Origin of the sequence: Lacihabitans lacunae (assembly GCF_042649125.1) — a bacterium.
Taxonomy (GTDB): domain Bacteria; phylum Bacteroidota; class Bacteroidia; order Cytophagales; family Spirosomataceae; genus Leadbetterella; species Leadbetterella lacunae.
The window spans coordinates 5,034,858-5,046,679 of the sequence record NZ_JBHRYQ010000001.1 but is presented as its reverse complement, the minus strand read 5'-3'; the positions used below and the strand labels follow the sequence as shown (position 1 = coordinate 5,046,679).

The following is an 11,822-nucleotide window of genomic DNA, read 5'->3' as shown; positions in this document are numbered from 1 at the left end:
TACAATGTTAAAAACAATAGCAAAAATTTGTAAGATCATCTTACTGGTTTGTAGTGTAAATGTTGCTTTTGCACAAGTCACATTGACCAACCCAATACTCATTGGTTTCTACCCAGACCCAAGTATCGTAAAGGTGGGTGCAGATTACTATTCGGTACATTCCACATTTTCGTATTTCCCAGGCTTGCCTATCATGCACAGCCGTGATTTGAAAAACTGGAAACAAATTGGGAATGTAATTGACCGTCCCTCGCAAATGGATTTCATGGGTGAGCGTATGAGTCGTGGCTTATTTGCCCCTGCCATTACCTACTACAAGGGCATTTATTATGTGACTTGTACTGATATTGACCATGATGGAAACTTTGTAGTTACGGCCACAAATCCTGCCGGGCCTTACAGCGATCCTGTAAAATTACCACAAGTTAGAGGCATAGATCCATCGATTTATTTTGATGACGCTACCGACAAAGCCTACGTCGTGTACAATAGCGATGCTCCTGATAATAAGCCACTTTATCCTGGTCACCGTACGGTTCAAATGTATGAATTTGACTATAAAAACTTGAAAGTTATTGGCGAGAAAAAACAATTGATAAACGGCGGCGTGGATATCACAAAAAAACCAGTTTGGATTGAAGGGCCACACATTTTGAAAAGAAACGATTGGTACATTTTATACTGTGCCGAGGGTGGCACCTCGGTCAATCACTCACAAGTGGCCTTGCGTAGCAAAGATATTTGGGGGCCATATGTGCCTTATGAAGGAAATCCTGTTTTGACTCAAAGAGAATTACCAGCTGATCGTCCAAATCCGATCACCTCAGCGGGGCACGCCCAATTTATAGAGGGTCCAGATGGTAATTGGTATTCTATATTCTTGGCTGTACGTCCTTATGTAGGAGATTACTATAATACAGGTCGTGAAATGTTTATTGCACCACTTAATTGGGTCAATGACTGGCCGATGATCGAACACGGCGAAAAAGCCATTGAATACAAGTACCAAACGAATATCAAAGAGGTAAAACAAAAAGGGGCTTTGCCAACAAATGGCAATTTTTCATACACCATGAAATTCAAAAAAGGTCTGGATTTATCCATGATGCACTTGCGTACGGTAGATTATACTTCTTTCAAAACCTCCAAGAAAGGCCTAACGCTTAACCTTAAGCCTGAAACCATTTCAGAGCAAGGGAATCCGTCTTTTGTGGCAAAACGCCAACAACACATGAATAGTACGGCCGAAATTGAACTTGTTTTTTCGCCAAAAGCTGAAAATGAGAAAGCTGGATTGGTCATTTTTCAAGATGAAAGTCATTATTATTTCTTGGCAAAATCGATCAAAGATGGCCAAACACAGGTAGAATTATATAAGAGTGTGCATCGCAAAAAAGATGTGGAACTGATCAATACTTTACCTGTCAATGATGGGAAATTAGTGTTACGCATCACCAATAATGCAGATAAATGCCATTTTGAAATTTCAGAAGATGGAAAAGATTTCAAAGTTTTGGCCAAAGACCAAGATGGCAAGCACTTATCTACCAAAGTTTCTGGTGGTTTTATTGGGAACGTATTTGCCGTGTACGCCACTTCCAATGGTGAAAAATCGGATAACAAAGCCACATTTAAGTACTTGAAATACAGCGGCGAAGATGCTGTTTTGAAATAATGAATTCAGTTAAAAAAATAGTATTTAGTTGTTTGTTGTTTGGGCGAATGATTTTTCAATCTTCAGTTTTCGCCCAAGCTCATAACCCCATCATACATGCCGATGTGCCTGACATGTCAATGGTGCGGGTAGGTGATACTTATTACATGAGCAGCACCACTATGCACATGAGTCCTGGTGTGCCCGTGATGAGCTCCAAGGATTTAATCAACTGGAAATTAGAAAGTTATTGCTATGATACCCTGGTGAATAATGACGCCATGAACCTCGATAAAGGTCAAAGCACCTATGGCCGCGGCTCTTGGGCCAGCTGTATTCGCTACCACAATGGGGAGTTTATCATCAATACCTTTGCGGCCACCTCTGGCAAAACGCACAATTTCAGGTCGAAAGACATCAAAGGACCATGGACTGAGCAAACTTTTAAACCTGCCTATCACGACCAAACCATTTTCTTTGATGACGATGGCAAAGTTTACATGATCTATGCCGCTGGCAGACTCAAAATTCTGGAGCTCAAACCAGATTTATCGGGCTTGATGCCCGGCGTAGAAGAGAAAGTATTAATAGAAAACGCCAGTGCTCCAGCAGGTGACAATATCATGCTTGGGGCGGAAGGCTCACAGTTATTTAAGGTCAATGGCAAGTATTACATGTTCAATATCACTTGGCCACGTGGAGGAATGCGAACCGTGGTGATTCACAGAGCTGATAACATCAATGGACCATGGGAAGGTAAAATTGGACTTCAGGACAAAGGCGTGGCACAAGGAGGCTTGATAGACACTCCAGACGGCAGATGGTTCGCGTATTTGTTTAAAGACAATGGCGGTGTAGGTCGTATTCCTTATTTGGTACCTGTAAAGTGGGAAAATGATTGGCCAGTTTTGGGCGAAAATGGCAAAGTGCCAATGACGCTTGATTTACCTGCCAACAAAAGTTTAATTCCTACACTCGTGAACTCGGATGAGTTTAATAGAAAAACAAAGACTTTACCCTTGCAATGGCAGTGGAATCACAACCCTGATAATTCGCTTTGGGAAATTCAAAAAGGTTATTTAAGACTCAAAACAGGTAGAGTAGATACGGCATTTGTGTTTGCCAAAAATACGCTGACCCAAAGAACCATAGGCCCAGAAAGCAGTGGAAGCACCCTACTAAGTACCAAAGGAATGAAAAATGGTGACTTTGCCGGTTTATGTTTATTACAAAAAAACTATGGCTTGGTCGGTGTGAAAATGCAGGATGGTCAAAAATACATTGTGATGGAAAGTGTGGCGGCGGGCAAAGAAGAAATTCGAATTCCATTGACCAAAAAGAAAGTATTCTTCAAAGCCGATTGTGACTTCAAAGAAGGTAAAGATTTAGCTCAGTTTTATTGTAGCTTGGATGGCAAAAACTGGACGGCCGTGGGTGCTCCCATGAAAATGCCTTACACCTTACCTCACTTTATGGGCTATCGTTTTGGCTTATTTAATTACGCTACCCAGCAAACTGGCGGTTATGCAGATTTTGACTGGTTTAGAATTTCAGATTCAATTTACTAAAAGTACTATGAAAAATTACCTCTTTTTATTGTTTTTACTTTTTGTGGAGCCCATTTATGCTCAAACAAATATTCAAATAGATGCGAATAGTAATATTGGTGAAATGAAACCCTTTTGGGCCTATTTCGGCTATGATGAGCCTAATAATACGACCAAACCAGACGGTCAAAAATTACTCTCAGAACTGGCCGCCTTGAGTCCCGTACCAGTATATGTAAGAGCCCATAATTTGCTCACCTCCAGAGGCGATAGCCCGGGTCCAGATTTGAAATGGGGTTTTACAGATGCCTATACCGAAGACAAAAATGGCAATCCCATTTATAATTGGACGGTGGTAGATAGCATCATTGATACTTACATTTCTCTCGGCATGAAACCTTTGATGGAAATCGGATTTATGCCAAAAGCCTTATCTTCCAAACCCGAACCCTACGAGCATTATTGGAGCACGGGCGGCAATCTTTGGACCGGCTGGACTTACCCACCAAACGACTATGACAAATGGCGAGAGCTGGTATTCCAATGGACCAAACACTCCGTAGAAAGATATGGAAAAGCAGAAGTAGAGAGCTGGTTATGGGAAGTGTGGAATGAGCCAGACATCGCCTACTGGTCAGGTACTTTTGAGGAGTATTGCAAAATGTATGATTATGCTGCAGATGGGCTTAAAAAAGCCTGTCCTGAATGCACCATTGGTGGTCCACACACCACCAGCCCCCGAAGTGACAAAGCCTATAATTATCTGACTAAATTTATAGAGCATTGCCTGAGAGGTCAAAACTACGCCACGGGCAAAAAAGGAACGCCTTTGGAGTACATTGGTTTCCATGCAAAAGGCTCTCCTGAGCTGGTAGATGGCCGCATTCAGATGAATATGGGAGCACAACTCAGAGACATTCAACGGGCTTTTGAAGCAGTCAATTCTTTTCCTGAGCTTAAAAATATTCCGGTCATCATAGGCGAATGTGACCCTGAAGGCTGTGCCGCTTGCTCTAAAGAACGAGAGCCCAAATACGGTTATAGAAACGGCACCATGTATGCCAGTTATACTGCAGCATCTTTTGCCCGCATTTATGAATTGATGGACAAAGCTCAAGTCAATTTGCAAGGTGCAGTGAGCTGGTCTTTTGAGTTTGAGAACCAACCTTGGTTTGCCAGTTTTCGTGATTTGGCCACCAATGGCATTGACAAACCCGTATTGAACGTCTTCAGAATGTTTGGCATGATGCAGGGAGAGCGACTTTCTGTAAATAGCACTTCAAGTTTTATGGTAAATGACATCATCACAAATGGGGTCAAAGAACAAAATAACATCAATGCCATCGCTTCCAAAAACGGAAAAGATATCTGGGTCATGGTCTGGAATTATCATGATGATATTACAAACATGGAAAACGCAAATGTTGCTTTGCAAATCCAAAATTTGACGGGTCAAAAAGCCCATGTTTCTCATTACAGAATCGATGAGAACTTCAGTAATTCTTACGAAAAATGGAAAGCCATGGGCAGCCCACAAAATGTAAATGAGCGTCAATTCGAAACATTGGAGCAAGCAGGGCAACTGCAATTATTGACCTCGCCTTACTGGTCAAACATTACCAAAAATCAGTTAGAATTGAATTTTGACTTGCCTTCTCATGGCATAAGCCTTATTCATATTAGTCAACCTTAATTTAAAAATAAACGATGAAATTACTTTTAAACTTATTGCTCTTTATGGGCTTCACAAGTCTTCAAGCTCAGGACCCTAATTTCCATATCTACCTTTGCATAGGTCAGTCAAATATGGAAGGCCCTGCCGCCATAGAGCCTCAAGATCAAATACCTAACGAGCGTTTTAAAATGTTAGCAGCGGTAGATTGCCCAGATTTAGGAAGAAAACAAGGAGAATGGATAACTGCCGTGCCGCCACTTTTTCGCTGCAATACCCGGCTTTCTCCTGCAGATTATTTTGGAAAAACATTGGTAGAAAACCTACCCTCTGAGGTTAAAGTAGGCTTGGTAAATGTGGCTGTAGCAGGTAGTAAAATTGAGATTTTTGACAAAGTAAAATACAAGGAATACCTTGATACCTCTGCTGCGGAGCGACCTTGGATGATCAATATGGCCAATGAATACGGTTATAACCCCTACCAGAGGCTGGTAGAATTGGCCCAAAAAGCCCAAAAAGAAGGGGTGATCAAAGGAATTTTGCTGCATCAGGGAGAATCAAATACGGGTGATGTCCTGTGGCCGCAGAAAGTCAAAAAAATCTATGATGACCTTTTAGTCGATCTGAATTTAGCTCCAAACAGCATTCCGCTATTGGCAGGGGAACTGGTGGGTGAAGACCAAGGTGGTAAATGTGCCAGCATGAATAAGATCATCGCTACCCTGCCTCAGGTCATTCCCATGGCTCATGTGGTATCTTCTGAAGGCTTACCAGCCGTACCGGATAAACTTCATTTTAGCACGGCTGGAATACGTGAATTTGGGAAACGATATGCCGAAACCATGCTCGGGCTTTTAAAACCCTAAGCTATTGCCAATAAAATACTTAGATTTATTATACTATTCAACCCTTCTATGAAAAAGTCAGTTTTTGTACTCTTGAGTATCCTAATTCAGCTCTCTGTAGCAGCTCAAGAAATCATCACCTTGTACCCCTCAGAAGTGCCTAATTCCAAACCCAGTGAGATAAAAGAAACTGGTGCCGAAAGGGGTCTTTACAAAGGGATCACCAATCCTACGCTGGAATACATCAAACCAGAAAATCCGAATGGCACAGCTGTGATAGTCATAGCGGGTGGAGGCTACGGGGTTATAGTATACAATGGTGAAGGGCTCGGTTCTGCTAAGTCTTTAGCCGAAAAAGGCATCTCTTCTTTTGTGCTCAAATACCGTCTACCCAGCGACGAAATCATGGAGGACAAACGCATTGGCCCTTTGCAAGATGTGCAGCAGTCCATCAAATATTTGCGTGAAAATGCCCAGAAATATGGTATTGACCCCAACAAAATTGGGGTGATGGGCTTTAGTGCAGGTGGGCATTTGGCCAGTACTGCCGCTACTCATTTTGAAAAGTCAGTCATTGACAACCCAAACAATACCAGCCTAAGACCTGATTTTCAGCTATTGGTGTATCCTGTAATCAGCATGGAAAATGGCATGACCCACGGAGGCTCACGCGATAATCTTTTAGGCAAAAACCCAAGCGAGGCAGATATTGAGCTCTTTTCGAATGATTTACAGGTCAAAGAAAACACACCCATTACTTGGCTTACCCATGCTGCTGACGACAAAGTGGTAGATGTAGACAATAGCATCATTTATTTTGAAAAACTCAGAAAAAATAAGGTGGAAGTAGAAATGCATATCTATCCCAAAGGCGATCACGGCTTTATCTTCAGACATCCAGGCTGGATGGAGCCGCTTTTTGCTTGGTTTAAACGCAATAATCTGCTCTAAAAAAATGAAATTCAATTTGATGAAAAAACAATTGACACTCCTATTTTTTGTCCTTGGTTTCTCCTTAAGCCAAGTTTTTGCTCAAGCCTGGGAATCAGTTCAGACGCAGTATGGCAAAGTAAAAGGCACTTATGTAAAAGGCCAACAGGTGTTCAAAGGCATTCCCTTTGGAGCCTCCACAGGTGGAGCAAACCGCTGGAAAGCACCACAACCCGCCGAAAGTTGGGTAGGTATCAGAATGGCTACCAATTATGGCCCGAGTCCGTTCCAAGGTGGTACGCCCGCAGCCGGAAAAAGTGAAGACTGTCTTTACCTCAATGTGTGGAGCCCAGCTAAAACACCCTCTGAAAAACTACCCGTTTTGGTTTGGATCTACGGTGGTGGCTTTGCTTTTGGCTCTACTGCAGAGCCGGGTTATACAGGAGAAAATTTGGCTGCTAAAGGTGTGGTCTATGTCTCCATCCCTTACCGAGTGGGTCAATTAGGCTTTTTGGCCCATCCAGAATTAAGTGCCGAAACTCCTCAAAAAACTTCTGGCAATTACGGATTACTGGATATGATTGCAGGTTTACAATGGATCAAAAACAACATTGCGGCCTTCGGCGGTGATCCTGATAAAGTGACCATTTTTGGCGAATCAGCGGGTGGTATTGCCGTAAGTATGCTTTCTGCCTCGCCTTTGGCCAAAGGGCTATTCCATGGAGCCATTTCTCAAAGTGGTGGCAATTTCGGTCCACCCAGAGAGACAACCTATCCGGGCGAAAATCAAAAATTACTGGCTTATGCCGAAAAATCGGGCATAGAATACATGGAAAAAGCAGGGGTAAAAACTTTGGCCGAACTAAGGGCCATTCCTGCAGATAAACTGCCGATGGGTTTTGGGATGCCGGGCGGCTGGCCCATTATTGACGGATACGTGATTCCTGCTGATCAACACAGGCTATACGAGCAAGGAAAATACAATGACACTCCGATTTTAGTAGGCTATAATTCTGATGAAGGATTGAGTTTTCAACCGCCCAAAACGCCTGCAGATTACATCACAGGTGTAGAAAAACGCTATGGGAAATTTGCCGATGATTTGATCAAAGCATATCCTGTAGGAGAAACAAAAGTACCCAAAACAGCCCGTGATTTGGCCCGAGATGCGGCCTTTGGCTGGCAAACTTGGAGCTGGGCCAAGCTGCAGTCTGAAACGGGCAAGTCTCTGGTGTACTACTATTATTTTGACCAGCACCCCGACTACCCCGAAGACTCCCCACTCCATGGCACGGGCTCCCCTCATGGTCAAGATGTTGCTTATGTTTTTGGCCATACCAATCCTGAAAGCAAGCAGGCAGCTCCCTCAGATGCTGCACTCTCTGAGGCCATCATGACCTACTGGACCAATTTTGCCAAATACGGACATCCAAATGGCAATGGCGTACCAGAGTGGAAACCTTTCACCAAAGAAAATCATGAAGCCATGTACTTTCATCACAAACCCAAAATGGGTGGGATTCCGAGCGAGGCTGCTATGAAAGTACTCGATAAGTATTTCGACTGGAGACGTACCGCCGAGGGTATGGAATGGGCCAAGTAATTTTAATAAAAATGAAGCATCACACTAAAGCACATGTTGTAATAATTTTCATGCTCCTGTTTTCATTGGGGTGTGAAAAAGAGATGACTATTGAAACAATTACGCTCTCTGAAGAGCAGTTTGAGTTCAAGAAGACGGGCGGAGGGCAGGTATTGTCTATTAATACCAATGCTGATTCTTGGAGTATTGATATCCCTCAAAACGCCAATTGGATCAGCGTAGATAGGTCAAAAGGCTCATCGGGCAATACCTTTATCAATATCTCAGCTTCCAAAAACCCAAGCTCCGATATTCGTACAGCCAACATAACGCTAACCACAAAAAATGGTGCTAGCAAGGCTATTTCTGTCAAACAATTGGGCCGCACTTATGAAAGTTTTAACACCTCACCCACCGCTCCAGATAAGGTAGGAATGGGCAGCAATGCTACTGAATTGGCTGCTAAAATGAAGTTTGGGTGGAATGCTGGCAACACCATGGAGGCCATTGGAGGCATTACGGCATGGGGCAATCCTGAGATCACCAATGAACTGATCAAAACCGTAAAAGCCAATGGCTTCAATGCCATTAGAATTCCCTGCTCATGGGACCAATATGCCGATAAAAACACTGCCAAAATAAATGAAAATTGGCTCAATAAAGTGAAAGAATTGGTGCAATACTGTGTGCAAAACGACGTCTATGTGCTCTTGAATATCCACTGGGATGGCGGCTGGCTCGAAAACAACGTTACGCCCGAAAAACAAGAGGATAACATTGAGAAACAAACGGCTTATTGGGAACAAATCGCTACGCATTTGAGAGACTTTGACGAACATCTCCTTTTTGCAGGTACCAATGAGCCTAATGTAGAAAATGCTCAGCAAATGAAGGTTTTGGATGCTTATCACCAGGCTTTTGTGGATGCGGTTCGGGCAACGGGAGGTAAAAACGCCTATCGGGTTTTGGTGATACAAGGCCCCAGTACGGACATTGACAAAACCAATAATTTGATGAACACTTGGCCAAAAGATAGCGAGCCAAATCGACTGATGGCTGAGGTTCATTTCTATACGCCCTGGAATTTCTGTGGTTTAGAAAAAGATGAAAGTTGGGGTAATCAATTTTTCTTTTGGGGCAAAAATAATCACTCAGTTTCTAACCCTTCCAGAAATCCAACTTGGGGCGAAGAGGCCACGGTAGACCAATTATTTAGCCTCATGAAAAAGAAGTTTATTGACAAAAACATTCCTGTCATTATCGGGGAATTTAATGCCGTAAGGAGGCTGCAATTGACGGGTCAAGATTTGGCACTTCACATAAAATCACGAAATTATTATTTGGAATATGTCACTAAAAAATGCCTTGAAAATCACTTCATTCCATTCTATTGGGATACCGGAGTTTTTGAAACAGGATCAGGGATATTTGATAGAAGAACATACGAAATAACTGACAAGGAAGCACTTAAAGCATTGACCAATGGATAAAACAAATCATTTTTTACGCTCAAGAAAGTTACTTTTTATTTTCACAATCCTCTGTTCTACTGGCGTATTCGCTCAGGTTTCTGCACCTCAGCCAGTTTTGCCGATTCCAGATGCGAACCAACTCGGCTGGCAGCAAATGGAGTATTATTCTTTTGTGCATTTATCTGTAAACACGTATACAGATATGGCTTGGGGTTTTGGAAATGAAGATCCACAGATTTTTAATCCGACGGAATTAGACTGCAGACAATGGGCCAGAATAGCCAAAGAAGCAGGCATGAAAGGCATTATTTTTACGGCTAAGCACCACAGCGGCTTTTGCCTTTGGCCCTCAAAATACACCGAATATTCTGTGAAAAACTCCCCTTGGCGAGATGGAAAAGGCGATATGGTAAGAGAACTGGCCGAAGCTTGTAAGGAGTACGGACTGAAGTTTGGCATCTATCTCTCTCCATGGGACAGAAACCATCCTGACTATGGTAAACCCGAATACATCACCTATTTCAGAAATCAGCTCACGGAGCTATTGACCAATTATGGTGAGATTTTCGAAGTGTGGTTTGATGGAGCCAACGGTGGCACTGGTTATTACGGCGGTGCTAATGAAAACCGGAAAATAGACCGAGAAACCTATTACGATTGGAAAAACACCTATAAACTGGTGAGAGACCTGCAACCCAATATCGTCATATGGAATGATGGTGGTGACCGTGCAGACCTTCGCTGGGTGGGCACAGAGGCGGGGTATATTGGCGAAACCAACTGGAGTTTACTGGATTCCACTGGCGATGTGCCCGAAGACATGCTGCGTCATGGTGTTGAAAATGGAAACGCCTGGGTACCTGGCGAAGTAAATACTTCTATCAGACCTGAATGGTTTTACCACCCAAAAGAAGATGGGAGGGTGAAAAATGTTCCTCAACTAATGGATACTTATTATAATTCAGTTGGAAGAAATGGCACTTTGTTGCTCAATTTTCCCATTATGCCAAATGGTCTTATTCATCCTACCGATGAAAAAAATGTCTTAGCTTTTGCAGAAGCACGTAAAGAGGCGTTTGCCAATAATCTGACAAAAAACGCTATTGCTTCTGCATCTGAAGTTAGGTGTAAAAGCTCTACATTCAATTCTCTAATGGCGGTAGATGACGATCCAGAATCTTTTTGGGCTACCAATGATAATACCAAAGATGCCACCTTGACTTTGCGTTTTGCAAAACCTATCACATTCAATCGCTTTTTGGTTCAAGAGCCTATTCAACTAGGCCAAAGGGTTAAATCTTTTACCTTAGAAGCTAAAATACAAGGTTCTTGGAAAGAAATCGCAAAAGAAACTACGATAGGGTATAAACGAATTTTGAGGTTTCCAACCACCACTGCCACAGAAATTAGACTAAACATAACGGACGCCAAAGCCTGTCCGCTCATTAGCAATTTGGAAGTGTATTTAGCACCTATTATTCTTTTCCCCCCAATCATTTCTCGAAATCAGGCAGGCGAAGTACAAATAAAATCAAGCGACTCGGAATCTGAGGTATATTATACTTTAGATGGTAGTTTGCCAAGCTCAAAATCGTCTAAATACCAAAGGTGGTTTCCAACGCACGATGGAAAAATTACGGTTAAGGCCATAGCCTATGACCCCACTAACCAGTCCATTAGTGAAGTTAGTGAAGAAAATTTTGAAATTTCGCGTAAAAAGTGGAAGGTACTTGGTGTAGCGGATGACAATATCCTAAATATTATAGATGGTGACGAATTCACCTCTTGGCAAAACGATAAAGTTCCCATTGACTTGATTATTGATTTTGGCAAATTAGAGACCATTAGTGGTTTTAGGTATTTGCCAGACCAACATTGGTGGGCAGAAACTTCCATTATTACCCAATACCAATTCTTTATTTCTGAAAACAACTTAGATTGGAAATTGGTAAGCGAAGGAGAGTTTTCTAACATTAAAAACAATCCGACATGGCAGGTGAATGTATTTAATCCTTTAACCGCCAGATATATAAAATTGAAAGCACTCAAAACAGTCGGTAATAACAATAATGCAGGGATAGCCGAAATAGATATAATCACCAAGTGAACTTTTAAATATT

Annotated in this window: 8 protein-coding genes; all 8 read left to right on the top strand. The window is 42.4% G+C overall.

Going from position 1 to position 11,822, the window contains the following annotated elements; genetic code table 11:
* Positions 1–4: 4 nt before the first annotated feature.
* The 8 genes from ACFOOI_RS21355 to ACFOOI_RS21320 are packed head-to-tail and all read left to right on the top strand — an operon-like array spanning position 5 to position 11,809.
* Positions 5–1,675: a glycoside hydrolase family 43 protein gene (locus ACFOOI_RS21355; RefSeq protein ID WP_379840131.1), complete on the top strand. Its 1,671-nt coding sequence runs from the start codon at positions 5–7 to the stop codon at positions 1,673–1,675.
* Positions 1,675–3,222, top strand: coding sequence for a glycoside hydrolase family 43 protein (locus ACFOOI_RS21350; protein WP_379840130.1), 1,548 nt, complete (start codon positions 1,675–1,677; stop codon positions 3,220–3,222). Before ACFOOI_RS21355 ends, ACFOOI_RS21350 begins: the two co-directional genes overlap by 1 nt.
* 7 nt (positions 3,223–3,229) lie before the next feature.
* Positions 3,230–4,894, top strand: a complete 1,665-nt coding sequence (locus ACFOOI_RS21345; protein ID WP_379840129.1) for a GH39 family glycosyl hydrolase — start codon at positions 3,230–3,232, stop codon at positions 4,892–4,894.
* A gap of 14 nt (positions 4,895–4,908) precedes the next feature.
* The gene (locus ACFOOI_RS21340) at positions 4,909–5,739 is read left to right on the top strand and encodes a sialate O-acetylesterase (protein ID WP_379840128.1); all 831 of its coding nucleotides are present in this window, start codon (positions 4,909–4,911) and stop codon (positions 5,737–5,739) included.
* A gap of 48 nt (positions 5,740–5,787) precedes the next feature.
* Positions 5,788–6,669: an alpha/beta hydrolase gene (locus tag ACFOOI_RS21335; RefSeq protein WP_379840127.1), complete on the top strand. Its 882-nt coding sequence runs from the start codon at positions 5,788–5,790 to the stop codon at positions 6,667–6,669.
* A gap of 4 nt (positions 6,670–6,673) precedes the next feature.
* Complete coding sequence (locus ACFOOI_RS21330; protein ID WP_379840126.1) at positions 6,674–8,251, top strand: carboxylesterase/lipase family protein; 1,578 nt, start codon at positions 6,674–6,676, stop codon at positions 8,249–8,251.
* A gap of 11 nt (positions 8,252–8,262) precedes the next feature.
* Entirely contained in the window at positions 8,263–9,720 is a 1,458-nt protein-coding gene (locus ACFOOI_RS21325) for a cellulase family glycosylhydrolase (RefSeq protein ID WP_379840125.1), read from the top strand.
* Positions 9,713–11,809 carry an alpha-L-fucosidase gene (locus tag ACFOOI_RS21320; protein WP_379840124.1) on the top strand — a complete coding sequence of 699 codons (2,097 nt, stop codon included), beginning with the start codon at positions 9,713–9,715 and terminating at the stop codon, positions 11,807–11,809. Before ACFOOI_RS21325 ends, ACFOOI_RS21320 begins: the two co-directional genes overlap by 8 nt.
* Positions 11,810–11,822 lie beyond the last annotated feature (13 nt).